The organism is Streptomyces sp. bgisy027, from assembly GCF_057710365.1.
Map to the genome: position 1 here is coordinate 15,260 of NZ_JBYIVZ010000002.1, position 26,513 is coordinate 41,772.

Sequence of the window (26,513 nt, forward strand, 5' to 3'; positions counted from 1 at the left end):
CGTTTTGAACTCGGCATGGAGACACCGGCCCCGCGCACGGTGTGACAACCCGCGGGTGAGACGTGGAGCACAGCGGCAGCTCAGTAGCCGGTGCCGCGCTTGACCTTGCCCCGCTCGTTGCCGTGGGTCGTCCCCTTGTCGTCCAGGGTGCGGCACGCGTCGACGATGTCCTGGGTCAGGCGGTCGATCTGCTCACGGCTCAGAGTCTCCTTGACCAGCGCCCGCATGATCTTCACCCGCTCCGCGTTGGGCGGGAGCGTGTACGCCGGCACCATCCAGCCGCGCTCGGCCGAGAGCTGCCACGCGACATCGGACTCGTCGTAGGCGTGGTCCCCGGCGAGCCGGAAAGCGACCAGCGGCAGCTGCTCGAGGTCGCTCCCGATCACTTCGAAACGGCTGCTGGCGTGCAGGTTGTCCGCCAGCTTGCGGGCGTTCTCCTGCATCGTCCTCATGACGTACGTGTAGCCCTGGCGACCGAGCCGGACGAAGTTGTAGTACTGCGCGAGCACCATCGACGCGCCGGTGGAGAAGTTCAGCGTGAAGGTCGAGTCGGTCTTCCCCAGATAGTTCTCGTAGAAGACGAGGTCCCCGGCCAGGTCGGATTCCTCGCGGAAGACCAGCCAGCCAATGCCGGGGTAGACCAGGCCGTATTTGTGTCCCGAGACATTGATCGAACGCACCTGCTCCAGCCGGAAGTCCCATTTCGAGTCCGGGTACAGGAACGGCCACACGAATGCCCCGCTGGCACCGTCCACGTGGATCGGAATGTCGAGGTCCCGCTCCTTGCGGATGTCCCGCAGCAGTTTGTCGATCCCGACGACGTCGTCCTTGTGGCCGGTGAACGTGGTGCCGAGGACGGCCACGACACCGATCGTGTTCTCGTCGACGTGGGGCTCCACGTCCTCCGGGCCGATCGTGTACTTGCCCTCGGCGAGCGGCACGATCCGCGGCTCGACGTCGAAGTAGCGGCAGAACTTCTCCCACACGACATGGACGTCCCCGCCGAAGACCAGGTTGGGCCGGTCGGCCGGGAGACTGGCCGCCTGCCGGCGCTGCCGCCACTTCCACTTCAGCGACAGCGCCCCGAGCATGATCGCCTCGGACGAACCCTGGGTCCGACATCCGGCGGTCCTGCCCGGAGCGTTGAAGAGATCGGCGAGCATACGCACGCAACGCTGCTCGATCTCAGCGGAAATGGGGTACTCCGCGTGGTCGATGAAATTCCGATGGAGATTCTCAGCGATGATCCGCTGCGCCTCCGGCTCCATCCAGGTGGTCACGAATGTGGCGAGGTTCCGCTGCGGATCGCCCTCCATGGCGAGATCCACAGCCACCAGCCTCATCGCATCCGTCGCGGACATGCCTTCCTCGGGGAATGCCTCCGAGGGGGCCGGCATGGTCAGAAATCGATTACCGAAAAGATCCGCGTCGCCACGCTTGGTCATATGACAATTCAAACAGCGCTCCCTCGCTCCCACCGAGGGACACGCCGACCCAGAACCTCCTGCTGAGCGTCGCAACACGGCCGTCCCGAGCCGGAGCATTCTCTCCACCTTCCCTCCACCCACCTACGCCCTTCGCATCGCCGCCCGGTCGAGCCCGTGTGGTGATTGCCCGGGGAGTGGTGATTGCCCAGGGAGACGAATCGAACTGCGGACAGCCGGTCAGGTGCCTTCCGCAGGCGCGGAGCCGGGCACCGACAGCAGCGGGTCGGCCGCGCTGCGGACGCTGATGGAGGACAGCGATGGCGAGGCGACCGGCCGCTTCGGCACCGGCTGCGGAAGGGCGGAGCGGCGTCCTGGCGATCGTCGCCGCATTGGCCGTGGCGCTCGCCGCACAGGCATTGCCGGCCCTGCGCCTGGTCAGTGCGCAGCAGCTGCCCGTGCCACGGAACATACCCTTCGGCGTGACCGGTCCGCCCGGTCCGGAGCGTCTGCCGAGGACCGCCGACGTTCATCCGGACCAAGACGGCAGCTGAGGCGATCCTCGGTTCCCTCGCTCAGTCCTGCCGGCGGATCTCCGGCGCGGGACGCTGGGCGCAGACCTGCCGTCGCCCCCGGCCGCGACGTCCTCGGCCGTGGTTCCGAGAGGCAGGATCTCCGTGTGACGACCGTCGGCCCACAGGACACCGGCGGTGTCAGTGCGAGTGCCCACCGGACGCCGGCGCCGCGTTCTTCACCACCAACGGCAGCAGCTTCTTGCCCGTGGGGCCGATCTGGATGTGGGTGTCCATCTGCGGACAGCCAGCACCCCGCACCTGCGCCAGGCACTTTCCGCAGCGCTGGAGAGTTCACTCCGACCTCGCCGGTGATTTCTGCTCGCCAGAGGATCGTGCGCGGCGTCAGGAGTCGATGTCGGCAGCCGAGAACGGGCGGGGGAGGTCGGTGCTCCGCTCGGCAGTAACGGCGGGGAAGAGGCGCTGCACGGCTGTCACGATGGCCGCTCGCCGCGCGGACAAGAAGCGGGTGCGTTCGGCCTCGTCGCCGGGCACCAGGTCGGTCTGCCCCGCCCAGGACATGGCCAGCTGGTTGACGAACATGAGGATGTCGGCGGGGTCCCATTCCGGGTCCAGGTGCCCGGCAGTCTGTGCCTTCCGCAGTTGCTCGGTCTTGTGGCGCACGGTGGTCCGGATCGGGTCGTCCGGCGCCGCCGGCTTTCCGTCGCCCAGTTCGAGGCGTCCCCAGTTCATCAGGCGCAGGCGCTCGGGGTGGGCCGTGAAGTAGTCGTGGACCCGTCCGGCGTACCCGGGGAGGTCTGTGGGGTCCAGGCGGGTGGCCTCGGCGACTGCGGTCAGCTCGTGGGCGGCGACGGTCGCGTACAGGTCTTCCTTGCTGCGGAAGTAGGCGTAGAGGCGTTCCTTGCTGGTCCGTGCCGACTTGGCGATGCGCTCGATCCGGGCTCCGGCGATCCCGTGCCGGGAGAACTCGGCCGTGGCCGCCGTGACGATGCGGTCACGGGCGGAGTCTGCTCCGGTCGAGGGGGTCATGCATTCAATCTACCTGGCCGAACCGTTTGGTTTGCCCGGGGCGCGACCTGGACGTACGGTAAAACCGAACAGTTTGGTTTGGAACGAGGGAGCATCTTGTGGAGACCAGGACACTGGGCACCCAGGGCCTGACCGCGTCGGCGATCGGCTACGGCGCCATGGGCACCGCGGTCGGCTACGGCCCGACGGACGACACCGAGTCGATCGCCGCGATCCGCCGCGCGCACGAACTCGGCGTGACCCACTTCGACACCGCCGAGATGTACGGGTGGGGCGAGGGCGAGAAGCTGCTCGGCAACGCCCTCGCGCCGATCCGCAACGGGGTCACCATCGCGACGAAGTTCGGCCTCACCCCCACCTACGGGCAGGACTCACGGCCCGAGCACATTCGCGAGGTCGTCGACAACAGCCTCCGCAATCTGGGCGTGGACGTCATCGACGTGCTCTACCAGCACTTCCCCGACCCGAACGTCCCGATCGAGGACGTGGTGGGCGTGATGAAGGAGTACGTCGACGCAGGCAAGGTGAAGTACCTCGGCCTGTCCAACGCCGGCGAAGACGTCATTCGCCGCGCACACGCCGTGCACCCGATCTCCGTTCTGCAGAGCGAGTACTCGCTCTTCGCCCGGGAGGTGGGGTCGCTCCTGCCCGTTCTGGAAGAACTCGGCATCGGGTTCGTCGCCTACTCGCCACTCGCCCGCGGTTTCCTCAGCGGAGCCGTCCAGTCCCGCGAGCACTACGCCGCCGACGACTTCCGCCAGCGCATCGCCTGGTGGAACCCGGAGAACTTCGACGCCAACGTCGCCATGACCAGCGAGCTGACCAAGTTCGCCGAGAGCAAGGGGGCCACCCTCTCGCAGTTGGCGCTGGCGTGGCTGCTCACGCAGAAGGACTACATCGTCCCGATCCCGGGCTCTCGTAACCCCGTCCGCGTCGCTCAGAACATCGCCGCAGCGAACCTCACACTCAACGCCGACGACCTCGCCCACATCGCCGACATCGCCCCCCACGGCGGCAAGGGTGGGCGCCTGAGCTGACGCCCGATCGGCGATGTCTCGGCCACACAGTCAACCAGGGCCATGGCCGCAGGCATCAGCGAACGGCGATGAGCCCCCTTCCATTCAAGGAAGGGGGCTCATCCTGTCCGTGCGGCGTCTCGGCGAGGTCTGAGCGCTCAGACCCACTCCACCTCTGAGTGGATACCCGAGGGTTCTGCGGAGCCCGGCAGAGGTGTGGCCACAGAAGGCCCACCCCGGGCCGACGACCGTCGAAGACCTGAAGCCCCGACGGCAGCCAGCACAGCGACCACCTCTTCGTCGCTTGCCTCAGCCAGGACCGCAATCACCCGATCGAGTGTCTCGCCCACCTCAGTGGGAATGACCGCTCGGCGCCGGCGCAGCGTTCTTGACCGCAAGAGGCAGCAGCTTCTTACCGGTCGGGCCGATTTGTATGGCCGTATCCATCTGCGGGCGTATGGACACACGAGTAAAACCAGCTCTACGGTCTTTGACATGGGAACACGTACACGGAAGCGCACGGCAACTGACCAGAAGCACTACTCAGTTGAGGCCGAGTGGACTGATGCAGATCTCGCGCTCCTGGAGGAGCTGAAGGCAGCTGAGGCCCTACTCCCCGAGGACGCTCCTCGGGCTCTCTTATCCATCCGCCTGTCTGTGCTGACAGACGAAACCACGTCGCCAGTGCGGCAGGAGCTTGACCTCCGCATCCTGGCAAGGGAGCGGGGCAGTCGAGTCGTCGGCGTCGCTTCAGACCTGAACGTGTCGGCAACGAAGGTTCCGCCCTGGAAGAGGAAGGAACTCGGGGACTGGCTGAACAACCGCACCCCCGAGTTCGATGAGCTCTTGTTCTGGAAGCTTGACCGTTTCGTACGTCGCCTCTCTGATCTCTCGACGATGATCGAGTGGAGCCTGAAGCGCGGGAAGAACCTGGTCTCGAAGAACGACAGCCTTGACCTCACGACGACCGCCGGGAAGATCATGGTCACGATCATCGGCGGTATCGCCGAGATCGAAGCGGCCAATACCTCAACCCGAGTCACGAGCCTCTGGGACTACGCGAAGACCCAGGAAGAGTGGATCATCGGCAAGCCGACGTACGGCTACGTCACGGCTGAGGACGAGTCGGGCAAGCTCGTTCTCGTCATCGATCCCGAAGCTCACAGGGCCTTGCACTGGGCTCGACGCATGGCACTTCGAGGACGCTCCGCCCGGTTCATGGTGCGCTGCCTGCAGAGGTCCGGGCTCATGAGTCATGGGCTCACCGTGGCAACACTCCACCGCCGACTCCGTAACCCTGCGCTCCTCGGCTACCGAGTAGAGGAGGATAAACAAGGAGGACAACGGCGCTCGAAACCGATCCTCGGCAAGGACGGCAAGCCGATCAAGGTTGCTCCCCCGATCTTCACCGATGAGGAGTTCGAGACTCTCGGCGCTGCTCTCGACAAGCGCAAGAAGAACCAGCCTCCGCGCCGCGTCGGAGGAGCGACTCAGTTCCTCGGCGTCCTCTTGTGCTCCAGCTGCAAGACGAACATGACCGTAAAGATCACGAACAACGAGTTCGGCACCTACCACTACCTACGGTGCCGCAACTGCAAGAGCGGCGGACTCGGCGCACCCAACCCCGAGGTGGTTTACGAGCGCCTGGTGGAAGACGTACTCAAGGTTCTCGGTGACTTCCCGGTCCAAGTTCGCCAGTACGCCGAAGGCGCCGAAGTACGTCGGGAGATCAAGCGCCTCCAAGAGTCCATCGCTCTCTACATGAAGGAGCTCGAACCCGGAGGTCGGTACACGAAGACCCGGTTCACGAAGGAGCAGGCAGAGGCGACGCTCGACAAGCTCATCGGGGAGTTGGAGGCCATCGACCCCGAGACGGCGAAGGACCGATGGGTCAATGTCCACGGTGGTAAGACCTTCCGCGAGCACTGGCAGGAAGGCGGCATGGAAGCCATGGCCGCAGATCTGTACCGAGTCGGCATCCGGTGCGAGGTCACCCGCACGAAGGTCCCGAAGGTGCGAGCCCCGAAGGTACACCTACGTCTCCTGATCCCGAAGGACGTACGCGAACGGCTCGTGATCCGAGAGGACGACTTCGCGGAAGTCCTCTGACACAACCCAACCGACACAGGCGCTGAGCCGCCTTCCCGAGGCACACGGGGAGGCGGCTCTGCGTCTCACTCGAACCACGATGCGGGATCGAACGGTGTTTCCGTACCGTCGTCGTCCACGATCACAATCTCGCTTTCGATCAGGCTCGTGCCTCCCTCGTCCGAGTAGCGAGGCGGGGCCGGCCGCAGAGGTTGCTGAGGTTCAGGGTCAGGAAGAGCGGTTATCGGCCCCACCCCCTTCCTGACGCGCCTCTGCTCGGAGCCGCCGGGACTCTGCAAGGTCCTCCGCGATTCCGGCCGCGATGAGTGCTGCGCCGGGAGTGTGGCCGGAGCCGACGTAGCGCCACTGCCGTTCGGTCACCGCGTTGGGCATGTAGACATGGCGCATGCGATCGGCGCGTTCGGCGCGGAGTGCTGCGTAAGTCGTGGAGTAGGCACGTGACTTGGTGAGGATGTGGCCCCGGTAGCCGAGGGTGTGCGCCCAGGCGCGGAGGCGCAGGGGTGCGTACTCGGGGAGGCCGCCGAGGCGCCAACAGGTGCGCATGAGGTTCCGAACGTGTTCGGTCACGGGTGCCGACCCGATGCCATCCCAGGTGGTGAGCGGGTGGTCGATGCCGGCGCCTGTCTCACTCGCTCCCTTCGTGACGTACTTGGCCACGTACGCGGCCACGGCGTCATCGTCGGGCCCGTCGCCGTCCGCACGCAGGGACCGAGCGTCCACCTGGGTACCCCAACGCAAGGCCAACTCCCCCAGGGCCGAGCTGTAGGGCGTGCGGACCAAGACCCGATGGGCGGAGGCGCGCACGGCGTCGATGAGCAGTTCAGTAGTGCCCCAAGCGGGGGGTTCGTTGTCGGGCCCGTCCGGGCCGTCGAGGCGGACGATGGCGTGCACGTGGACGGCCGCCCGCTTCTGGTACTCGGCGACGCGGGCGAAGGACAGCCGCGCGTGCTGGGCGAAGCGAGACTGTACGAGGCCGACCGAGGAAGCAAGGCGCCGCCGCACGTCGATGACGAACCGGTCCCACAGCTTGGCTGCGTGTGCGTGCCACAGCACGTGGGCGGTGTAGTCGTAACAGTCGGCGCACAGCGGTTGGCCGACGACTGGAGCGTCCGGGGCGTGAACGGCGCCGCAGCCGAGGGGGCGCCCATGCTCACAGGTTCCGCCGTCGCGGCGGGGGCGGCAAAGCTCCCCGGCACGGTGGACCGGGCCGAACGACGGGGCGGTCAGGGTGACGAAGAGCCGGGGGCGATGGCGGACGGCGCCGGGGACGTTCTTGCCGCCGAGCAGGCCCGCGCGGACCAGGTGGAAGGTGTCGCCAGCGTGGAGCCGGGAGCAGGCCGGGCAGACGGTGGCACGCCGGTTGCGGCAGCGGACGAGGAGGCGTTCGCCGGGCTCGTTGCGGGTGTCGTAGTGGTGGAGGATCTCGCCGGTTGTGCCGTCCAGGGTGATGGTTGAGCCGGAGAGGTGGACGGGGTGGGAGCAGCCGCCGGTTGCGGTGATCTGCTCCAGCCAGCGCGGGAATTTGGGGGCCTGGGCGATGCGGATTGCGTCGCGGTCTGCTTCGGGGAGCTGACGCAGGCGCGCCGCGCGGTCGAGGACGGCGCGCCTGTCAGCCGGGGTGTACTCCGGGGTGATGGTGGTGACCTTCCGGGGTGGGCCGCCGAGGCGGCACGGTGGGTGAGTGGTGGCGCGTTGTCGGTCATGGGGATCACCTTCCTTGCGTGCGTCGGGTGGTGGGGTTCAGCGGATGGTTCCGGTGCCCCGGCAGAGGCGGCAGCGCCGCCGCCGTCCGGTCCAGGTCCTACGGGCTCCGTCGCCCTTGCAGTGGGGGCACCTCACGCGGGGCATGGGCATGGCCGTGTGTCCTTTCTGCTCAGGTGTGGGAGAAGCCGTTGATCATCCAGGTGACGAGTTCGTGGGCGGTGAGGCCCACGGGGGTCTGGCCGAGGTAGAGGCCGAAGAGGCCGACGCAGACCGCTTCCCAGGCGCGCACGTCGCGAGAGCGGACGAGAAGAACGGTGATGATCCCGAAGATCACCGCGAACGTGAACGCCGTACCTTCGCTGATCACTTGTCGTCTCCTTCCAGCACCGCGAGGGCGCGGCCTATGGCGGGCAGTTCCGGGGTCATGGCTGCGTGCTTCCGGGCCGTCGACACGGCCTCTTCGGTCGGCGTGAGGTGGGAGCGGGCTCGGCTCCAGCCGCCGTCCGGGCCGGTGTAGACGGCCACGCCGCGTTCCTCCGCCGTGATCGACTGGGCGACTGCCACGGCGTCCTTGTTCAGGTCGCCCAAGGTCATCTCCGCTGTGCCGGGATCGTTTACGCGGTGGCAGATACGGCCGCCGAGCTGCGCCCGCAGGGCGGTGACGCCAGGTCCGAGGTCGGAACCGACCCGCTGTCCGGCAACGACCAAGTGCAGCCCGAGCGCCGCCCCAAGCTGAGCCAGACGGAGGAGGAGCGTGGAGCACTGCTCCGCCTCTGCCTTGCTCTCGCGGGTGCCGTCCGAGAGGTACAGTTCCGCGATCTCGTCGACGATCACGACGACCGGCACCGGCCGGAGCTTGTCGGGCAGTTCCCAGATCGATCGGACGCCGGCCGACCGGCACGCGCTCATCCGGTCCTGCATGTCGACCACCAGGGCGGAGAGCACGGCGACCGCTTCGCGGCGGCAGGTCGCCAGCGCACTCAACCGTCCGGCGAACAGGCCGAGTTCCATGCCGCCCTTGCAGTCGATGCCGACCAGGGCGACGGGCTGCCCGGCGAGTTGGGTGATCAGCCGGGCCAGCAGAGTCGACTTGCCGGACCGGGTGGCCCCGGCAATGAGCCAGTGCGGCACGAGCCGCAGATTCATGACCCAGGCGCCGCCGCTCTCCAGGACGCCGATGAGGGCGCAGAGGAGTTCGGCCGGAGCCGTGACGAGGCCGGGCCGCTCCAGCGGATCCGTGGCCGTCGCCGTCAGGAGCACGAGCCCGCGTTCCGGGGAGGTGACGCGGACCGCGTGGACCTTCCACGCGTGCACTAAGGCGTCAGCCGCCTTCATGTACGTCGCCGGGGTTTGCCCCGCGTGCAAGCGCACGGTCACCGTCAGGCCCATGCGCGTGGCGTGCGGGAACGAGAACCGGGGAGTCACCGGCCGCAGCGGATCGCCCTTGACCACCAGGTCCCCGAGCAGCCCGCGCGGAGGACGCCGGGATACAGCGAGGTCGTTGAGCATGGCGACCTTGCGCCAGGTTGCCAGGACCCGGCACGCGGTGACCGGGTAGCCGACGAGGTACCAGTGCCAGACCGGACGATGCCGGCGCACGAGGTCGCCGACGACGAGAAGCCAGGCCAGTACAGCGAGGCCGAGGGCGAGCAGGATCGGTCCCATCAGGCGTCACCGCCCTTGCTCTGCGCCGGGGTTCCGTGAGCAGGCGTGATCGTGTCGGCACGGAAGCTGACGCCGTTGCGGTCGCCCATCGACCAGACGAACGCCGTCAGTCCGGTGACCTTGACGACCTGGCCGGGTTCGATGCCCTTCGGCTCGCCGCTGACTGCGATCTCGATCACGGAGATACGGCGCCCGTCCGGCCGTACGGTGACAGCCACGGCGTAGACCGGATTGCCGTCCCGGTCCTTCTTCACCTCCTTTGTCTCGGAGTTGCTGAACTTCAGTTCAGGCGCGTTGGCGCACCGCAGTACGCCGAGCCGCGCCGTGTCCACGGGAATGGACTGCATTGCTTTGGCCTCCTTGGCCAGTCGGAGACGCCAGTTCTCATACTGACGTCACTTGTCCTAACGAGTTACGACTATGAAGTCCTGTACGGCGAGAGTGCAACTACTTATGCTGACGAGTGATGTCGCGCGTGCGACGTGACTACGACCTCAACCCGGAGATGCCGAGATGTCAGAGATCCAGCGCCCCGGAGCCCTCTACCAACAGGTGGCCGCCGCGATCCGAGAAGCGATCCTGTCCGGCGAGTTCGCGCCCGACTCCCTGTTGCCGTCCGAAGCCCAGCTCATGGCCCGCTACGGCGTCTCCCGCCCCACCGTCCGCAACGCCATCGCCGCCCTGCGCGCGGAAGGCCTGATCGACGTCCGCCACGGCAAGGGCAGCTTCGTACGCTCCAGCGGACAGCCAGTCCTCACCATCGAGCGCCGCATCAGCCGCACCGCCGAGGGTCAGTTCGTCATGCCCAACGGCGACATCTGGCAGGAGGCCGAAGAGCCGAGCACCTACCGCACCCACACCACAAGGGACACCGGCCGACTCCTCCAACTCGACGAAGAGGAAGCCTTGTTCGGGTGCGACCGATTGCTCACCGACCCAGGCACCGGCACACGCGCGATGCATCGCACGCTGATCCCCTTCGACGTCGCGGACGGCATCCCGATGCTTGCCGAGGAGCCCTGCAAGCGCCCAGCAGCGATCTACCGATGGCTCACAGAGAACGGCCACAAACTGACGTGGACCGAGACGGTACGCGCCCACATGCCCCTGCCCGACGAGCGGACCACGCTCAAGCTCCCGGACGCGACCCCGATCCTGCACGTCGCCCGCGTCACACACGACACCGACGACCGCCCGCTGTTCCTCGAAGAACTTCGCTTCGGCGCGGACCGTGCCGAAATCGCCTACCGGATGACCGCCGACAAGCAGCCCGCGCGACGCGCCCGCGCCTGAGCGCCAACCGGGATCGGTCGAAACAGCCTTCACTTCCTCAAGGGCGCGCCTACGGCGCGCCGGAGCGCCCGGCCGCCCCGGCCGGGCGTGCGGCGTGGCCGCCGATCCCGTCCGGTCGCCAGACGCCCCCACCCGCAGCACGCCCGAGAAGTCGAGGCGTCGACCAGCCGTCGCAGGCCGTGGCCCACAGGGCTGGGGGTCGACGGCCTCCGAGACTTTAGGCAGCCACCATGGGGCGAGCCTCGAAGAACAGGGGGCCGATCGGGCTATTGCGGGCAGGTCCAAAGACTGCCCGATCCGCTGGCGAGCGTAAGGCCCCCTGTTCACTCGCCCCATGGCAGCTCCAGCCCAAAGTCTCTCCAGCCGGCGACGTGCCCACGCGCACCGCTCACCAGCGAAAAGCCGCGTCACGCTGCACCACCGTCGCCATCCGCGTGCGACTCCAAGAGCCGAGCAAGCCGATCCACGGCGCCCGGCCAGCCCGCCAGCCGCACCACACCGCGCCCGTCCTCGTTCGTCGACGCGACGGCCCTTACAGCGGACAGCTCGAAGCCCGCGCCCAGGAGCGCCCGGTTCAAACGATCGGCGGCCTCACGCGCCTCACGCCAACCCGCGATGTAGTCGACGCCAGACACCCAGAGACCGGAGTCCACGCCCGGCACGTCGAGACCGTCACTCAGCCAACCCTCACCCGAGCCAGTCACCTTGCCCACCTCTGCCCTGATCTAGGTAACGGATCATCAACTTCCTGTGACCGGGGGCGAAATGCAGCACGACGGCCCCGGTACCATCAGGCACCGGGAACCGTCGCGTTCCCAGCCGGGCCACCCTTCGCTTTCCAGGGCTGATGGGGTGGCCCGGTCTCGGTATTGGGTTATGAAGCGCGGCCCCTCACTCGGGAGGGGAGACTCCGGATGTCGGAGAGGCCGCGCCCCTTTGGCCGAAGTGGTCAGACTCCGGCCGGTGACCGGGTCGCCGCCCGCTCCCGATCGCGTGGGAGCAGACCGGGGCGGAGACCCGGCGTCTGTCAGGCCGAGTTCTCGGCCCAGAGTCGATCGAGGTCCAAGCGAGCCCAGACCGTTTTGCCGCTGCCCTTGAGCCCCGGCGACCACCAGACCGCATCAGCCAGGCGCTGAACGATCAGCAGACCTCGCCCCCGGTCCGGCAACAGCGCCTCAACGAAGTCACCCGCCAGCCCTGGCGAGATGAACTCCCCCGCCGGAAGGTCGGGCGGAGTCGAGTCCTCGTCCAGGACGCCGATCCCCAGCAGCCCAGGCCAGTTCATGAGCCACACGTCGATACGCCGCCCGGCACCAGGCATCGCCAGGCAGTCATCCGGAATCGCGTGATGGACGACGTTTCCGACCAGCTCTGACACGATCAGCCGCGCGTCATCAACCGCGTACTCCAGCCCCCAGGTTTGGAGGTAGGAGCCGACCATGTCCCGCGCGGCCTTCACACAGTCCCGGTCCTCCGCGTAGAGCGTCAGCGCCCGGAAGTGGCCGGCGGCCGGGTCGTGCACCGAGCGGCGCGGAGCGCCCGTCGTCGAGGCGTTCGCTTTGTGTTTGCTCCGCTGCACTTCCACCGCGTTCCCTCCCGAGCACTGGCGAGCCCTTTAGCCCGCCGATCTGTGACGACCAGTGAACGGCGCAGGCGGCCCAGGCGGGAGCGTTCACTGGGGGGTTCATGTGAACACGGGCAAAAGCAAAGGGGGTTCACCAATGAACCCCCTAGCACGAGACTGCTGTGACACGATGAATACTCGCCGTCATCTCGGGTTGGCAGGGGAGCATGAGCCGAGAGCCAAACGCGCAGTTGATCGCTGTCATGGACGAGGCCAAGGTCTCGAACAAGGGCCTCGCGAAACGCATGACGGACGAGGCCGCCCAGCGCGGCATGGACCTGGGAACAACGCACGTAGCAGTGAAGCGATGGCGCGAAGGCGCCGGCATCCGGCCGCAGACAGCCGCGCTCATGGCAGACGTGCTCTCCGCCAAACTCGGACGCCGCATCACGCCAGGCGATCTCGGCTTCTTCGACCACACCAAGTCGACGGCACCCGAGCCGATCGGCTACCCGAGCACCGTTCCCGACCTCTTGTCCATGCTCGACGGAGTCACCCAAGAACGCGCCGACGCCCCCGCGCCGGACCAACTGATCATCGCGGACGGGGACCTCAACTCCGCCGTCCTCTCATGGATGATCGCCCGCCCCGATGGCATCCAGGCCGACAGGCCCGCTCACCAACGAGTGGGCATGCGTGACGTACGCGCGATCAGGGACGCCGCCGGGATGTTCATGCAGCTCGACTTCAAGTACGGCGGAGGCCACGGCCACAAAGCCCTGCGCCACTACTTCCGGCACGAAGTGCTGCCCCTGCTGGACGCGAGCTACAGCGAGAAGGTCGGGACCGCGTTATTCGGCGCCTCCGCCGAGATCTCCCAGCTACTCGCGTGGACCGCATACGACGTCGGCAACCACCGCCTGGCCCACCGCTACCTGACCTCCACGCTGCGCCTGTCCCAGGTCTTCGATGACCGCATGTTCGGCGCCCGCATCCTCGGCAACCTCAGCCACCAGGCCAACTACCTCGGCAACCACGCCCAAGCCATCCAACTGGCCCGCGCCGCCGTCGAGGGCGCCAAGGGCCGAGCCACCCCGCGTGCGTTGTCGAACTACTCAGCCATGGAGGCCCGCGCCCTGTCCAACGCAGGCGACGGTATCGCGGCGGCCCGCGCGATGAAGGAGGCAGAGCGCCACTTCGAGCGCGCCGACACAGGCGAAGACCCCGCATGGCTGAGCTACTTCGACGAAGCGGAACTCATGGGCGAACTCTGCCACTGCTTCCGCGACCTCAAGATGCGCCGCGAAGCCGTCGCACAGGCCCAACGAGCCGTCGACAGCACCGACCCGAAGTACGCCCGCACCCTCGGCTTCTGCCGCATGGTGCTCGCCCAGAGCCAGCTACTCAACGGCGAGTTGGAAGCCGCCGTCACCACCGCGAGCCTCGCAGTCGACGGCGGCGACTCCCTCCAGTCCACCCGCTTCCAGCGCTACGTGACCGACTTCCAGAGCGAAGTCAGCGTGCACGCGGCGAACCCCACCGTGGCCGCCTTCAACGAGAAGGTGCACGACGCGCTCACTCGCCTGGACGAGGACGACGAGTAGCAGCTACCAGGGCCGCCAGTTCCGAGGCGCATCATCGTCCCGGAGACCGGCGATGCGCCGGCGGTACTCGGCCGCGGTCTCCTGGTCCTCCTGAACGTTCTGCATGAGCCACGTCGTCATGCCGAACTCTTGGATGCCCCGCAGCGTCTCGTAGCCGGGCCAGTCGTACAGGTCGCGCCCGTACGCGGCCACGAAGTCGGCGTACTGTTCGCCGGTCTGCCACCCAAGGCTGTGGTGCTCAACGGCTGTGACCATGAGATCCCACTCAGGATGGTCGTAACAGAAGGCTTCGAAGTCGATCAGGATGACGCGCCCGTGATCGTCCACCATGAGGTTCTGCACGTGAGCGTCCCCGTGCACCGGCCCCTTGGGCGTCTCGAACCGCAGCTCCGTGTACTTGTCTCGCAGCTCATGCCACCGCTTCCGCAGGAAGACCTTGTCATCGTTCGGGATGACCGCGCGGTCGACTCGAAGGTCTTGCTTGTCGAAGGGACTGAACGACGGCAGCGAAAGCCCGTCCGGCACGGTCATCGAGTGCAGATCCCGCAGGACGCCGCCCAGCTCTCCGTACGTCGCCTTACGATCACCCTCGACGATCAGATGCCAGAAGGTCACCGGGTGGCCATCGATCAAGAACGGCTGCTCCAGGTCCTCAACGATTCGAGCAGCCGGAAACCCTTCCTCTCCCAGCCACCGCGACACGTCCACCTCTACGCGGGCTTTGGGCAGCCACTCTTCCCCCCGCGCCACACGCACGATCACGGGCACGGTTGCCAGCCGGAACAGCGCGTTCTCCCCGAGACGGATCAGCTCTGCACCTCTGTCGTCGAGCCCCGCAGCCCGGCAGGCGGCAGCCATCACCCGCGCAGCCCCCGCCGACGTAAACCCCTCTTGCGTTCGAGCAGCGTCAACCGCCATGCCCGTACCAGCTCCCCTAGTCGCGCGCGATCAACCGGCGCACACCCACGGGTGACCAACCCGAGGTGCACCGGACACGACTTCGACCGTATCGGGGGAAGAGCTACGAAACGAGGGCGGGTGCGAGTGCTACGCGCCCGGAGGCTGGTCAAGGACGGCGCGTACTGCCTCGGCGTAGGCAGTGATCACCTCATCAAGCCAGGACTGCCGTTCCGCGAGATCCTGACATAGCTGGGATACATCAGCGCCGTTCCGGCGTCTGTCGAGGATGTCCATCGACACGTTCGCGACCTCACATGAGGTGTCCCGGAGTTCCTCGGCTGCTCTCGCGACTGCTTCCGGTCCCTCCACGATCACCATCGACAGGGTACGGATCACCGTGTCCACCTGCTCGTTCAGTTCGTCTATGCCACGGCTCACCTGTTCGATACGCGATGACTCCACGCCGACCTGGTGGCTGTGCTCCCTGACCTGTTCGACGGCGGTGAGGAAGGCAGCATACGTTTCCCTCTGCCCTTGCTTGCGCCAACGGGCGTGCTCACCCGCCTGTTGCGTCTGGACTTGTCGTCGGCCTGCCCAACCAGTCAGCGCCGACGCTGCGGTTGTGCCGACTACCCCGATGGCCTGCCCCGGTCGGATGGTCGGGGCAGGTTGCTGGGTTTGCTGTATCTGGTTGCTGCAGAACACTTCCCTTCGCATACTCGCGCTACGGCTCGCACCACCCCAGTCGGGGCCGGCGACATGCGCTCGCTGGCACCGTCACTCGCTGCTCGCATCCGCACCATGAGTTACCGGTGTCGGGACGTCCGCGGTCCGCGATCCGTTCTGCAGCTCACGCGTGGGTTCGACCTGGGCCAGGCCATCCGCGGCATCCGGATCTGCTGTTGGGAGGTCTGCGAGCTTTACCCCGTCATTCGGCTCACGCGGCGATTCCATCTGGGAGAGCTGATCCGCCAAGGAAGCCGCCAGGTCGGCCAGGTCGCCTTGGCCATCCGGGGGCGCCACGGCATGGTCGTGTCCGACGGCAACAACCTCGGGCTCCTCCTGAAGCTCTTGGGCAATCTCCTCGACCCGGTTGTAGAGCGGCGAGCGGGACGGTACGTCCACCGCCTTTCCGCCCACGACGATCAGTCCGCCGCTGCCGCCGTCCGTGAGGGGGCTTGCCAGCCGCCGCGTCACGCCGACTCTCGCTGTGCGAGCGACAGGGTCGATGTCGAGCACTCTGACCCGTACCAGCGCGCTCGCGGGATTGTTGGGGTCTCCGCGGAGGAACTCGTCACCCTTCTGCAGATCCCGCCTTCCTCCGGTCGCGGTCGCGGTGAGCAGATACGATCTGTTGAACTTGAACTCGTGCACCAACACCGCAGGCGCGGGAATCAGTGCGTCCCAGCGCTCTTTGAGGCGGAGTTCGATGAAGTATGTGCCCACGCGAGCGCAGAGGTAGCCGGTGAGGTCGCTGCTGTGGAGCGGCCGCAGGGTGACGACGGTGTCGGTCTCGCTGTCCTTCGCCTGCCAGACACGCGACGCCTGGAGCCAGCCGGCTCCCCACATGTTGGCAGCGTTGAGGCCTGGACCGATTCTCCATATCGCTCGCCCTTGGCTGTCGACTTCCGTGAACACGGGATGTGGGGCCATGTAGGGCGTACGCGTGCTCATGGTGTCCCAGTAATCCCCGTACTCGACACTTCCGGCCCAGGAGTGGTCCAAGCCATATACATGGCCCATCTCCTGCCCCATGAGGCTGGGGGACAGCGACGTCATTCCGTTCCCGTCTCTGCCGTCGCCGGTGACGGCGCCGTCCGGGCCGCCAAACAGGTCCGTGGGGGGATGCGTGACGACACAAATTCGATTCCCGTACGGTGTCAGATTCACGCCTGCGTTTGCCGCTGCCTGGCGCGCCCAGGTTATGAGGTCTTTCCGGCCCTGCGGATTCCCTCCTGAACCGGTGTATTCAGTTGACTTCTTCGTCAGGGCGTACCAGCCGAAGACCTTGGAAGTCGAGAGGTCGAGATTTCCGTGGCTCATGTCCCTGAAGAAGTCGACCATGCCGAGCTTGCCCGTGCCCGCGTTCACGAATAGCTCTTCGAAGCGTTTGCGAGGAAAGGCCGGCGGCGCGGTGGCGTCGCTGAATTGACACAGCAGGACTGCCCACGGGGACGGCTTTCCCGACGAACCCACGAAGGTGATGTCCTTCCAGTCCGTCGCGGCGGTCCCTGCCGGGTAGGAGGCGAGATCCTTGAGGCCGTTGCCAGGAGTGATGGCACCGATGGCCACGCGCCCGGAGCTCTTGGCGTAGTACAGAATCCGGTCCCCGCTGACTCCAGTGATCGAGGTCCAGTCGGTCGCTGCAGAGCCCGCGGGATAGGACGCGAGGTCCTTGAGGCCATTGCTGGGGGTGATGGCACCGATGGCCACGCGCCCGGTGCCCCCGGCGTAGTACAGGATGCGGTCCCCGCTCAGCGCGGTGATCTGCGTCCAGTCCGTCGCAGCAGAGCCCGCCGGGTAGGACGCGAGATCCTTGAGGCCGTTGCCAGGAGTGATGGCACCGATGGCCACGCGCCCGGAGCTCTTGGCGTAGTACAGGATGCGGTCCCCGCTGAGCGCGGTGATCTGCGTCCAGTCCGTCGCGGCAGCACCTGCCGGGTACGAGGCCAGGTCCTGGAGACCGTTGTTGGCGTCGACGGTGCCGATAGCCATGCGCCCGGAGCTCTTGGCGTAGTACAGGATGCGGTCCCCGCTGAGCGCGGTGATCTGCGTCCAGTCCGTCGCGGCAGCACCTGCCGGGTACGAGGCCAGGTCCTGGAGACCGTTGTTGGCGGTAATAGCACCGACAGCTATGCGCCCATTGGTGCCGAAGTACAGGATGCGGTCTGACATCACGTCGCCTTTCTGGACCGGGTCCGAAGACGAAGGGATATGAAGCGTTGGAAATGCAGGAGACTCCTGCATTCAGAAGGGGAAGCAAATACCGCCTGCGGGCCGACGGCCGGATGCCTGCCCCCATTGCAGCCCGCTCATGCCAATCCTCGCAGGCAGGGCCCTGGGATGCATCTTTTCCGTTGGGGGAATGGTTCGAGTTACCACATTCTGGCCACTAAGAAGTTGATTAAGGAATCACCGCGCGGAGAGTACATGCTGGTGACGTGACGGAAATGAAAAAACATTCCCTATAACGGAACGCTTCTCATCATGCGGTTCGCGGGTGATGACGGTTGATGGTCGGGGGCGTAACGCAGCAGGGTTCCTGGTAGACCTTCTCCCAGGTGCCGTCGGCGGCCCACTTGCGCAGACGGTTGTGGACGCCTTTCCAGGAGCCGAAGCGCTCGGGCAGATCCATCCACGGGCAGGCGGTCCGGTACTTGAACGCGATCGCATCGATCACCTGCCGGTGATCCCGCCACCGCCCGCCCCGCTTCGGTGCCCGGTCGGGTAACAGACGTGCGATCCGCGCCCACTGGGCATCAGTCAACGACACACCCAGACCAACGATCAGATGATCCGAATGAAACGGCCTAACGACAACCGCCACAGCCCAGTCGCACAGCCGAACCTCGCGAGGAGCTCCGCATGGACCATCAGGACGTGGACACTGCCGTGGCAGAGATGCTGCGGGTGCTCAGCCCCCATACCGCCGAGGACTGGACAGTGCCGGCGGGTCCGCTCGAATGGAGCTGCTGGCGAACGGCAGCACACATCGGCCACGACCTGCTGGCCTACGCAGGGCAGTTGGCTGCACAGCCCGCCGACGCCTATCTTCCCTTCGACCTCAACGTCCGCCCCACCGCCTCACCGGTTGAGGTACTCCAGGCCGTCATCGCCTGCGGCGGGCTTCTCAGCAGCGCGTTGATCACAGCCAGCCCGACCCTGCGGGCCTGGCACTGGGGTCCGTGCGACCCCGAGGGCTTTGCGGCGATGGGTGTCGCCGAAATCCTCCTACACACCCACGACATCACGCAGGGGCTGAGCGTGCACTGGCGACCGCCAGCACCGCTGAGTGCAGGCATACTCAGCCGGCTGTTTCCCGACGCCCCGTCTGGAGACCCCACTCAGGTACTCCTCTGGTGCACCGGCCGCGCGGAACTCGACGGCCTTCCCCACCGAACATCCTGGACATGGAAAGCAGCACGATCGGACTGAGCAAGCTCACCCGGTGAACCTTCCCGGTCAGAGCACAAGGAAGCCAGGGGGTACCTCGCGAACCAAGAGCAGCCACTCAGGCGACAGCCGCCGAGTACGGCGCTCTCCCAGGCTCTCAGCCCCTCAGACCCACTCCACCTCGGAATGGACAGTCGCCGAGCCTCCAGGGGACGGCAGGGGCGTTCTCGGCGTCTCCCGCACGATCACCCGCCGCCCACCACCCTGCGCACCAAGCGCCCGCAGGACGGCAGCCGCCTCTTCCTCGCCGCCGTCCCCCAAGGCCTCCACGATCCACCGCAACGCCTCACTCACGTCAATGAGCGTGACCGCTGGTCGGAGCGTCCTTCTTCACCGTCAACGGCAGCAACTTCTTGCCGCTGTTACTTACTTGTGGCCAAGTATCCATCTGCGGGCACACCCCGCAGTCGAAGCACGGCGTCCAGCGGCAGTCCTCGACCTCGGTCTCGTCGAGGGCGTCCTGCCAGTCCTCCCAGAGCCAGTCCTTGTCGAGGCCGGAGTCGAGGTGGTCCCAGGGGAGGACCTCCTCGTAGGTGCGCTCGCGCGTGGTGTACCAGTCGACGTCCACGCCGTACGGCTCCAGCGCCTTGTCCGCGCAGCTCATCCAGCGGTCGTAGGAGAAGTGCTCGCGCCAGCCGTCGAAGCGGCCGCCGTCGTCGTAGACCGCGCGGATGACGGCGCCGATACGGCGGTCGCCGCGAGACAGCAGGCCCTCGACGATGCCGGGCTTGCCGTCGTGGTAGCGGAAGCCGATCGAGCGGCCGTACTTCTTGTCGCCGCGGATCTTGTCGCGGAGCTTCTCCAGACGGGCGTCCGTCTCCTCGGCGGAGAGCTGGGGCGCCCACTGGAACGGGGTGTGGGGCTTGGGGACGAAACCGCCGATCGAGACGGTGCAGCGGATGTCGTTGGAGCGCGAGACCTCGCGGCCCTTGGCGATGACGTTCATCGCCATGTCGGCGATCTGCAGGACGTCCTCGTCCGTCTCCGTGGGCAGGCCGCACATGAAGTACAGCTTCACCTGGCGCCAGCCGTTGCCGTACGCCGTCGCCACCGTCCGGATGAGGTCCTCCTCGGACACCATCTTGTTGATGACCTTGCGCATGCGCTCGCTGCCGCCCTCCGGGGCGAAGGTCAGACCGGAGCGGCGGCCGTTGCGCGTGAGCTCGTTCGCGAGGTCGACGTTGAAGGCGTCCACTCGGGTGGACGGAAGCGACAGGCCGATCTTGTCTTCCTCGTACCGGTCCGCCAGGCCCTTGGCGATGTCGCCGATCTCGGAGTGGTCCGCCGAGGACAGGGAGAGGAGGCCCACCTCCTCGAAGCCCGTCGCCTTCAGGCCCTTCTCGACCATCTCGCCGATGCCGGTGATCGAGCGCTCGCGCACCGGGCGGGTGATCATGCCGGCCTGGCAGAAGCGGCAGCCTCGCGTGCAGCCGCGGAAGATCTCCACCGACATGCGCTCGTGGACCGTCTCGGCCAGGGGGACGAGGGGCTGCTTGGGGTAGGGCCACTCGTCGAGGTCCATGACCGTGTGCTTCGACACACGCCACGGGACACCGCTCTTGTTCGGTACGACGCGGGCGATACGGCCGTCCGGGAGGTACTCCACGTCGTAGAACGCCGGGATGTACACGGAGCCCGTCTTCGCGAGGCGGAAGAGGACCTCTTCGCGGCCGCCGGGGCAGCCCTCCGTCTTCCACTCACGGATGATCTTCGTCATGTCGAGGACGGCCTGCTCGCCGTCGCCGATGATCGCCGCGTCGATGAAGTCCGCGATCGGCTCGGGGTTGAAGGCCGCGTGGCCGCCCGCGAGGACGATCGGGTCGTCGATGGTGCGGTCCTTGGACTCCAGCGGGATCCCGGCCAGGTCCAGGGCGGTGAGCATGTTCGTGTAGCCCAGCTCGGTGGAGAAGCTGAGCCCGAACACGTCGAAGGCGCGAACCGGCCGGTGGCTGTCCACCGTGAACTGCGGGACGCCGTGCTCGCGCATCAGCGCCTCCAGGTCCGGCCACACGCTGTACGTGCGCTCGGCGAGGACGCCCTCCTGCTCGTTCAGTACCTCGTAGAGGATCATGACGCCCTGGTTGGGCAGCCCGACCTCGTAGGCGTCGGGGTACATGAGGGCCCAGCGGACGTCGCAGGACTCCCACGGCTTGACCGTGGAATTGAGTTCTCCGCCGACGTACTGGATCGGCTTCTGCACATGCGGGAGCAGAGCTTCGAGCTGCGGGAACACGGACTCGGTGACCGCAGCGGCTTCGGCAGGCATCTCGCGAACCTTCGTGGCTGGACTGAACTGACAGGGGTGACCATCTAGCCTAACGCGACCGCGGGCACCCCCCGTACGTCCGAAGGCTCAGAGGACGTCCGTCCCGCCCTTGACCTCGTCCCAGAAGCCCGGCAGCCCGGCCTCCACGGCCGCCGCGCGCTGTTCCTCACGGCCGTACAGCAGTCCGTAGGTGAAGGCGCTCTCCCCGGCGGCGTGCGCGACCGCGGACAGCTCGCGCAGAGTCTGGCGGGCCATGACGCTGTCCTGGTGCTCGCCGAGCAGGTTCTGGAGCGACTTCATCGTCTTGACCAGGTCCTTGGCCGGCTTGCCGAGCGCCGGGACGGACGCCTCCGCCGCGTAGCGGGTGCGCTTGGTCTTCTTGCGGGCCTCGTGGATCGCCACGTCCCGGTCGGTCCCGGGGTCGAGCTCCACGGCCTGCTCGACCAGCGCGGAGACCTTCCCGAAGTTATTCTTCACGGCCTTGGGCAGCACCTTGCCGGGCTTGTCCCCGGCCGCCTTGCGCAGGGGCGGATCAGTAAGCAACGCGTCCAGGGCGTCGAGCAGGGCCAGGTAGCGCCCGGAGTCGAGGATGCCGATCAGCCGGGCGCTCGCTCCGCCGGGCCGGTCACCGGCCCAGTGGCTCAGCCGCTCGGCGACCGGACCGGACACCAGCGCCCCGGGCACCTGCTCCAGTGCCGTGCTCAGGCGTTCGTTGAGCACCTCACGGTCCCGGTCCACGCCCAGCTCACCGGCCAGCCACTTCAGCTCGTCGCCGATCGGGTCGGTGACCGCCCGGTCCAGGACCTTGCCGAAGGACTTGAAGGTGCTGCGCATCCGGCGGGTCGCGACGCGCATGCTGTGGACGGAGTCCTCGGCGTCCTGCCGCACGGCCGGGTCGAGCTCGACGATCGCGTCCCGCTGGGCCCGCACATACGCGAGCACATGGTCACCGGCGGTCACGGGGTCCGTGGCGGGCCCGGGGGCGAGCTTCTTCGGAGCGGTCTCGGCGAGCGCCCGCGCGAGCTTCGACGCCGACTTCGACGGCCGTACCCCCGCCTTGCGCAGCCGCTTTTCCACCTTGTCGAGGAAGACCGGGTCCACGCCGTCGGCCAACTCCACCTCGATCTCGGTCCACTGGGCACCGCCGTCCCCGCCGGCGAGCCGCTGCGCGTGTACGGCGTCCACGCTGACCTCGGCCAGCAACCGCCCGTCGGCGTCCACGAGGTCGCGCACGTCCCGGTCGGAGCGGAGCCGGACCACCGGCACCAGTTCGGTGTGCCGCACCCGGGAGCGGACGAGTCCGGCGAGTTCGTCGGGCAGGTCGTCGGAGAGCGGAGCCTGGATCTCGTCCCGCACTCCCTGGGCGACGGGGAACTTCAGATGCCAGCCGGCGTCGGATCCGCCCGTTCTGCGGCGCAGTGTGATCGACGCCGAGGTGAGGCGTTCGTCCGAGGTGTCGTAGTAGGTGGCGTCCAGATGCGCGACACCCTTGTCGACAACGGAGGCGACCCCGGCGACGCCGGTCAGGTCGGGCAGGCCGCTGTCGTCGGACTCATACTTCCGCTCGATTTCGCGCTTCGTGTCCGCCATGAACCGAATCTAATCGGAGTCACGACCGGATGACAGGGCTTACCAGCCATGAACCGCAGGCGAACGGGCGGTGAAGACAGGGGGAGCCGCCGATTCCGCCCGCGGCCCCGGTGACACGGCCGAGCCGTGCCGCCGGACGCCGCCGGAGTCAGCCGAACACGGAGGTCACGCCGACATCGGGCGCTGGACCCGGATCGACTGGAGCAGCCCTATGGCCACCCAGACCGCGAACATCGACGATCCGCCATAGGAGACGAACGGCAACGGCAGACCCGTCACCGGCATGATCCCCAACGTCATCCCGACGTTCTCGAACGACTGGAACGCGAGCCATGCCACGATCCCGGCCGCGACGATGGTCCCGTACAGCTCGGTCGTCTCACGGGCGATCCGGCAGGCCCGCCACAGGATCACACCGAGAAGCACGATGATCAGCCCGCCGCCGAGGAAGCCCAGCTCCTCCCCCGCCACCGTGAAGACGAAGTCGGTCTGCTGCTCCGGCACGAACTGGCCGGTGGTCTGCGAGCCGTGGAAGAGCCCCGCTCCCGAGAGCCCGCCCGAACCGATCGCGATACGCGCCTGGTTGGTGTTGTAGCCGACGCCGGCCGGGTCGAGCTCGGGGTTGGCGAAGGCCGCGAAACGGGCGATCTGGTAGTCGTCCAGGACGCCCAGCTGCCAGACCGCGATCGCGCCCATGGTCCCCGCCCCGATCAGTCCGAAGACCCAGCGGTTGGAGGCACCGGAGGCAAGCAGCACACCCAGCACGATCACCACCATGACCATGACCGACCCGAGGTCGGGCATGAGCAGCACGATCAGCATCGGCACCGTGGCCAGCCCCAGCGCCTGCATCACCGTGCGGTGGTCCGGGTACGGCTTGTCGCCCGCGTCCACTCTCGCCGCCAGCAGCATCGCCATGCCCAGGATGATCGTGACCTTCACGAACTCCGAGGGCTGGAGCGAGAAACCGCCGGGCAGCTTGATCCAGGAGTGGGCGCCGTTGATCGTCGAGCCGAGGGGCGTGAGCACCAGCAGGATCAGGAAGACCGACAGGCCGTACAGGATCGGCACGGCCGTGCGCAGCGCGCGGTGGCCCAGCCACACCGTCCCTATCATCAGCGCAAGGCCGATACCGGTGTTCAGGACGTGCCGGATCAGGAAGTAGTACTGGTCGCCCTGGTTGAGCTCGGTGCGGTTGCGGGTCGCCGAGTAGACGAGGAGCGCGCCCATCATCGACAGGGCCATCGCCGACAGCAGCATCGGCCAGTCCAGTCGGCGGGCCATCGAGTCGCGGGCGAACAGGCGGGTCCAGCCCGCTCGTTCCGGCCCGTACCCGGAGACCTGGAAACTGTTGGCGCCGGTCATGTCAGCTTCCTCCGGCTTCCCCGCTTGCGGCCCCCGCGTCGCCTGCGCCGGGTGTCCCGGTTCTCGGCCGACGGCGTCGCCACCGTCCCGGCGAGCTGCTGCTGCTCGTCCGTCTTGTCCTCGCCCTGCTGGGTGACCCGCTGCTCCTTGGCCGGGTCCTTGGCGACCTTCGGCGAGGCCATGGTGCCGTCCGTGCGGACCTTCGGCAGGCTCTTCTGGGGCGTCGGCAGCAGCGCGTTCTTCTTGCTGATCGTGCCGTCGTCGGCGACGCCGTACAGGGCGTCGTAGATGTTGCGCACGGCCGGACCCGAGGCGCCGGAGCCCGTACCACCCTGGGAGATCGTCATGACGACCGAGTAGTCCTTGGTGTAGGTGGCGAACCATGAGGTCGTCTGCTTGCCGTAGACCTCCGCGGTACCCGTCTTGGCGTGCATCGGGATCTTGTCCTGCGGCCAGCCGACGTCGGCGAACCGCCAGGCCGCGGTACCGCGGGTGGCGACACCGGCGAGGGCGTCGTCCATCGCGGCCAGCGTCTTGCGGCTTATCGGCAGCTTGCCGTGCGACTTGGGCTCGATCTCGGCGACGGACTTGCCGTCGGCGCTGACGACGGCCTTGCCGACGGTCGGGTCGTAGAGGGTGCCGCCGTTGGAGATGGCCGCGTAGATCGTGGCCATCTGGATCGGGGTGACGAGGGTGTCGCCCTGTCCGATGGAGTAGTTGACGGAGTCACCGGCACGCATGCGGTTGCCTTCGAGGCAGTTCTCGTAGGCGATCTGCTCGGCGTACGAGCCGCCCTTCTTGCCGTACTTGCACCAGGCGTCCTTGTTGGCCTTCCAGTAGTCCTGCTTCCACTGGCGGTCGGGGATGCGGCCGGTGACCTCGTTGGGCAGGTCGATGCCGGTCTCCGCGCCGAGGCCGAACTGGTGCGCCGTCTTGTAGAACCAGTCCTTGGCGTTCTTCTTCGGCTTGGTGCCGCCGTCCCGCTTCCACTCCTCGTGGGAGAGCCGGTAGAAGACGGTGTCGCAGGAGACCTCCAGGGCACGGCCGAGGCTGATCGGGCCGTATCCCCTGGACTCGAAGTTCTTGAAGACCTGGCCGCCGATCGAGTACGAGCTGGAGCACTGGTAGGGGCCGTCGAAGGAGTAGCCGGCGTTGACCGCAGCGGCCGTCGGGACCACCTTGAAGATGGAGCCGGGTGCCGACTGGCCCTGGATGGCCCGGTTGAGCAGCGGGTAGTTGGATGCCTTGCCCGTGAGCGTCTTGTAGTCCTTGGCGGAGATGCCGCCGACCCAGGCGTTCGGGTCGTAGGTGGGGTTGGACGCCATCGCGACGATGCGGCCGGTCTTGGCCTCCATGACCACGACCGCGCCGGAGTCCGCCTTGTAGGGCTCGTTGGTGTTGCGGTCCCACTCCTTGCGGGCGTCCTTCATCGCCTGGTTCAGCTCGTACTCGGCGACCCGCTGGACGCGGGCGTCGATGCTGGTGACGAGGTTGGAGCCGGGCTCTGCGGCGTCGGCCTTGGCCTGGCCGATGACGCGGCCGAGGTTGTCGACCTCGTAGCGGGTGACGCCGGCCTTGCCGCGCAGCTCCTTGTCGTACTGGCGCTCCAGGCCGGAGCGGCCGACCTGGTCGGAGCGCAGGTAGGGCGAGTCGGTGTCCTGGGCCTGCTGCAGCTCCTCGTCGGTGACCGGCGAGAGGTAGCCGAGGACCTGGGCGGTGTTGGACTTGCCGGGGGCCGGGTAACGGCGGACGGCCTGCGGTTCCGCGGTGATGCCGGGGAAGTCCTCGGCGCGCTCACGGATCTGGAGGGCCTGCTTGGCAGTGGCCTCGTCGGTGATGGGGATCGGCTGGTACGGCGAGCCGTTCCAGCACGGCTGCGGCGTTTCGGCGTCGCACAGCCGGACCTTCTCCATGACTTCCTTGGGCGTCATGCCCAGCACGCCGGCGAGCTTGGCCAGGACGGCCTTGCCGTCGTCCGGCATCTTCAGCAGGTCGGTGCGGGAGGCCGAGACGACCAGCCGGGTCTCGTTGTCGGCGAGGGGCACTCCGCGCGCGTCCAGGATCGAGCCGCGCACGGCGGGCTGGACGACCTGCTGGACGTGGTTGCCGGACGCCTCCTTGGCGTAGGCGTCGCCCTCGCGGATCTGGAGGTACCAAAGGCGCCCGCCGAGGGTGCCGAGGAGCGAGAGCACGAGGATCTGGATGACGACGAGCCTGATCTGGACGCGTGGTGTCCGGCCGGTCTCCGGGATGTTGGTCACTGCGCTGCCTCCCCCTC

The 26,513-nt window shown here is 67.3% G+C and carries 23 protein-coding genes; 6 read left to right on the forward strand and 17 right to left on the reverse strand.

Annotated elements, in window-relative coordinates; genetic code table 11:
- Nucleotides 1-80: 80 nt before the first annotated feature.
- A complete protein-coding gene (gene gad / locus AC3ETA_RS02095; RefSeq protein WP_432191076.1) occupies nt 81-1,445 on the reverse strand; it encodes a glutamate decarboxylase in 1,365 nt (454 codons plus the stop codon).
- A gap of 299 nt (nt 1,446-1,744) precedes the next feature.
- On the opposite strand from gad, the gene AC3ETA_RS02100 reads away from it, so the two are divergent.
- Nucleotides 1,745-1,978, forward strand: a complete 234-nt coding sequence (locus AC3ETA_RS02100; protein ID WP_432191077.1) for a hypothetical protein — start codon at nt 1,745-1,747, stop codon at nt 1,976-1,978.
- 363 nt (nt 1,979-2,341) lie between these two features.
- On the opposite strand, the gene AC3ETA_RS02105 is transcribed toward AC3ETA_RS02100, so the two are convergent.
- Nucleotides 2,342-2,986, reverse strand: a complete 645-nt coding sequence (locus AC3ETA_RS02105) for a TetR/AcrR family transcriptional regulator (RefSeq protein WP_432191078.1) — start codon at nt 2,984-2,986, stop codon at nt 2,342-2,344.
- Between the two features lie 98 nt (nt 2,987-3,084).
- Here AC3ETA_RS02105 and AC3ETA_RS02110 point away from each other — a divergent pair, with 98 nt between their 5' ends.
- Nucleotides 3,085-4,023, forward strand: a complete 939-nt coding sequence (locus AC3ETA_RS02110; RefSeq protein ID WP_432191079.1) for an aldo/keto reductase — start codon at nt 3,085-3,087, stop codon at nt 4,021-4,023.
- 474 nt (nt 4,024-4,497) lie between these two features.
- Entirely contained in the window at nt 4,498-6,111 is a 1,614-nt protein-coding gene (locus AC3ETA_RS02115) for a recombinase family protein (RefSeq protein WP_432191080.1), read from the forward strand.
- A 207-nt stretch (nt 6,112-6,318) separates the two neighbouring features.
- On the opposite strand, the gene AC3ETA_RS02120 is transcribed toward AC3ETA_RS02115, so the two are convergent.
- The 4 genes from AC3ETA_RS02120 to AC3ETA_RS02135 all read right to left on the reverse strand — a co-directional run bounded on the left by AC3ETA_RS02120 (nt 6,319) and on the right by AC3ETA_RS02135 (nt 9,827).
- Nucleotides 6,319-7,689 (reverse strand): replication initiator, encoded by a 1,371-nt coding sequence (locus tag AC3ETA_RS02120; protein ID WP_432191353.1) that lies wholly within the window; start codon nt 7,687-7,689, stop codon nt 6,319-6,321.
- A gap of 295 nt (nt 7,690-7,984) precedes the next feature.
- Entirely contained in the window at nt 7,985-8,182 is a 198-nt protein-coding gene (locus AC3ETA_RS02125) for a hypothetical protein (RefSeq protein WP_031486518.1), read from the reverse strand.
- Nucleotides 8,179-9,480: an FtsK/SpoIIIE domain-containing protein gene (locus AC3ETA_RS02130; RefSeq protein ID WP_432191081.1), complete on the reverse strand. Its 1,302-nt coding sequence runs from the start codon at nt 9,478-9,480 to the stop codon at nt 8,179-8,181. The genes AC3ETA_RS02125 and AC3ETA_RS02130 overlap by 4 nt, the downstream gene beginning before the upstream one ends.
- Nucleotides 9,480-9,827 carry an SCO3933 family regulatory protein gene (locus tag AC3ETA_RS02135; RefSeq protein ID WP_432191082.1) on the reverse strand — a complete coding sequence of 116 codons (348 nt, stop codon included), beginning with the start codon at nt 9,825-9,827 and terminating at the stop codon, nt 9,480-9,482. The genes AC3ETA_RS02130 and AC3ETA_RS02135 overlap by 1 nt, the downstream gene beginning before the upstream one ends.
- Before the next feature lie 166 nt (nt 9,828-9,993).
- On the opposite strand from AC3ETA_RS02135, the gene AC3ETA_RS02140 reads away from it, so the two are divergent.
- Nucleotides 9,994-10,773: a GntR family transcriptional regulator gene (locus AC3ETA_RS02140; protein ID WP_432191083.1), complete on the forward strand. Its 780-nt coding sequence runs from the start codon at nt 9,994-9,996 to the stop codon at nt 10,771-10,773.
- A 407-nt stretch (nt 10,774-11,180) separates the two neighbouring features.
- On the opposite strand, the gene AC3ETA_RS02145 is transcribed toward AC3ETA_RS02140, so the two are convergent.
- Nucleotides 11,181-11,477, reverse strand: coding sequence for a hypothetical protein (locus AC3ETA_RS02145; RefSeq protein ID WP_432191354.1), 297 nt, complete (start codon nt 11,475-11,477; stop codon nt 11,181-11,183).
- A 323-nt stretch (nt 11,478-11,800) separates the two neighbouring features.
- On the reverse strand, nt 11,801-12,358 hold the full coding sequence (locus tag AC3ETA_RS02150) for an ATP-binding protein (protein WP_432191084.1): 558 nt from the start codon (nt 12,356-12,358) through the stop codon (nt 11,801-11,803).
- Between the two features lie 206 nt (nt 12,359-12,564).
- Between AC3ETA_RS02150 and AC3ETA_RS02155 the strand changes: the two genes are divergently transcribed.
- On the forward strand, nt 12,565-13,941 hold the full coding sequence (locus AC3ETA_RS02155) for an NsdA family TPR-like regulatory protein (RefSeq protein ID WP_432191085.1): 1,377 nt from the start codon (nt 12,565-12,567) through the stop codon (nt 13,939-13,941).
- Between the two features lie 3 nt (nt 13,942-13,944).
- Here AC3ETA_RS02155 and AC3ETA_RS02160 read toward each other — a convergent pair whose 3' ends face one another.
- The 4 genes from AC3ETA_RS02160 to AC3ETA_RS02175 form a co-directional block, all read right to left on the reverse strand.
- A complete protein-coding gene (locus AC3ETA_RS02160) occupies nt 13,945-14,859 on the reverse strand; it encodes a phosphotransferase enzyme family protein (RefSeq protein WP_432191086.1) in 915 nt (304 codons plus the stop codon).
- A gap of 129 nt (nt 14,860-14,988) precedes the next feature.
- On the reverse strand, nt 14,989-15,546 hold the full coding sequence (locus tag AC3ETA_RS02165; RefSeq protein WP_432191087.1) for a hypothetical protein: 558 nt from the start codon (nt 15,544-15,546) through the stop codon (nt 14,989-14,991).
- 72 nt (nt 15,547-15,618) lie between these two features.
- A complete protein-coding gene (locus AC3ETA_RS02170; protein ID WP_432191088.1) occupies nt 15,619-17,736 on the reverse strand; it encodes a hypothetical protein in 2,118 nt (705 codons plus the stop codon).
- 310 nt (nt 17,737-18,046) lie between these two features.
- Complete coding sequence (locus AC3ETA_RS02175) at nt 18,047-18,388, reverse strand: transposase (RefSeq protein WP_432191089.1); 342 nt, start codon at nt 18,386-18,388, stop codon at nt 18,047-18,049.
- A 38-nt stretch (nt 18,389-18,426) separates the two neighbouring features.
- Here AC3ETA_RS02175 and AC3ETA_RS02180 point away from each other — a divergent pair, with 38 nt between their 5' ends.
- Nucleotides 18,427-18,996 carry a hypothetical protein gene (locus AC3ETA_RS02180; RefSeq protein ID WP_432191090.1) on the forward strand — a complete coding sequence of 190 codons (570 nt, stop codon included), beginning with the start codon at nt 18,427-18,429 and terminating at the stop codon, nt 18,994-18,996.
- Nucleotides 18,997-19,119: 123 nt separating this feature from the next.
- On the opposite strand, the gene AC3ETA_RS02185 is transcribed toward AC3ETA_RS02180, so the two are convergent.
- The 5 genes from AC3ETA_RS02185 to mrdA form a co-directional block, all read right to left on the reverse strand.
- Nucleotides 19,120-19,308: a hypothetical protein gene (locus AC3ETA_RS02185; RefSeq protein ID WP_432191091.1), complete on the reverse strand. Its 189-nt coding sequence runs from the start codon at nt 19,306-19,308 to the stop codon at nt 19,120-19,122.
- A gap of 1 nt (nt 19,309) precedes the next feature.
- A complete protein-coding gene (locus AC3ETA_RS02190; protein ID WP_432191092.1) occupies nt 19,310-21,280 on the reverse strand; it encodes a TIGR03960 family B12-binding radical SAM protein in 1,971 nt (656 codons plus the stop codon).
- Nucleotides 21,281-21,367: 87 nt separating this feature from the next.
- Complete coding sequence (locus AC3ETA_RS02195) at nt 21,368-22,870, reverse strand: CYTH and CHAD domain-containing protein (protein ID WP_432191093.1); 1,503 nt, start codon at nt 22,868-22,870, stop codon at nt 21,368-21,370.
- 165 nt (nt 22,871-23,035) lie between these two features.
- Nucleotides 23,036-24,235: a rod shape-determining protein RodA gene (rodA, locus tag AC3ETA_RS02200; RefSeq protein WP_432191094.1), complete on the reverse strand. Its 1,200-nt coding sequence runs from the start codon at nt 24,233-24,235 to the stop codon at nt 23,036-23,038.
- Entirely contained in the window at nt 24,232-26,496 is a 2,265-nt protein-coding gene (gene mrdA, locus AC3ETA_RS02205) for a penicillin-binding protein 2 (RefSeq protein WP_432191095.1), read from the reverse strand. Before mrdA ends, rodA begins: the two co-directional genes overlap by 4 nt.
- Nucleotides 26,497-26,513 lie beyond the last annotated feature (17 nt).

What these genes read in the sequence shown, in the direction of transcription:
- rodA (WP_432191094.1), bottom strand. Translation starts at nt 24,235, where the DNA reads ATGACCGGCGCCAACAGTTTCCAGGTCTCCGGGTACGGGCCGGAACGA.
- AC3ETA_RS02160 (WP_432191086.1), bottom strand. Translation starts at nt 14,859, where the DNA reads ATGGCGGTTGACGCTGCTCGAACGCAAGAGGGGTTTACGTCGGCGGGG.
- gad (WP_432191076.1), bottom strand. Translation starts at nt 1,445, where the DNA reads ATGACCAAGCGTGGCGACGCGGATCTTTTCGGTAATCGATTTCTGACC.
- AC3ETA_RS02155 (WP_432191085.1), top strand. Translation starts at nt 12,565, where the DNA reads ATGAGCCGAGAGCCAAACGCGCAGTTGATCGCTGTCATGGACGAGGCC.
- AC3ETA_RS02100 (WP_432191077.1), top strand. Translation starts at nt 1,745, where the DNA reads ATGGCGAGGCGACCGGCCGCTTCGGCACCGGCTGCGGAAGGGCGGAGC.
- AC3ETA_RS02135 (WP_432191082.1), bottom strand. Translation starts at nt 9,827, where the DNA reads ATGCAGTCCATTCCCGTGGACACGGCGCGGCTCGGCGTACTGCGGTGC.
- AC3ETA_RS02115 (WP_432191080.1), top strand. Translation starts at nt 4,498, where the DNA reads ATGGGAACACGTACACGGAAGCGCACGGCAACTGACCAGAAGCACTAC.
- AC3ETA_RS02195 (WP_432191093.1), bottom strand. Translation starts at nt 22,870, where the DNA reads ATGGCGGACACGAAGCGCGAAATCGAGCGGAAGTATGAGTCCGACGAC.
- AC3ETA_RS02170 (WP_432191088.1), bottom strand. Translation starts at nt 17,736, where the DNA reads ATGTCAGACCGCATCCTGTACTTCGGCACCAATGGGCGCATAGCTGTC.
- AC3ETA_RS02180 (WP_432191090.1), top strand. Translation starts at nt 18,427, where the DNA reads ATGGACCATCAGGACGTGGACACTGCCGTGGCAGAGATGCTGCGGGTG.
- AC3ETA_RS02130 (WP_432191081.1), bottom strand. Translation starts at nt 9,480, where the DNA reads ATGGGACCGATCCTGCTCGCCCTCGGCCTCGCTGTACTGGCCTGGCTT.
- AC3ETA_RS02190 (WP_432191092.1), bottom strand. Translation starts at nt 21,280, where the DNA reads ATGCCTGCCGAAGCCGCTGCGGTCACCGAGTCCGTGTTCCCGCAGCTC.
- AC3ETA_RS02140 (WP_432191083.1), top strand. Translation starts at nt 9,994, where the DNA reads ATGTCAGAGATCCAGCGCCCCGGAGCCCTCTACCAACAGGTGGCCGCC.
- AC3ETA_RS02105 (WP_432191078.1), bottom strand. Translation starts at nt 2,986, where the DNA reads ATGACCCCCTCGACCGGAGCAGACTCCGCCCGTGACCGCATCGTCACG.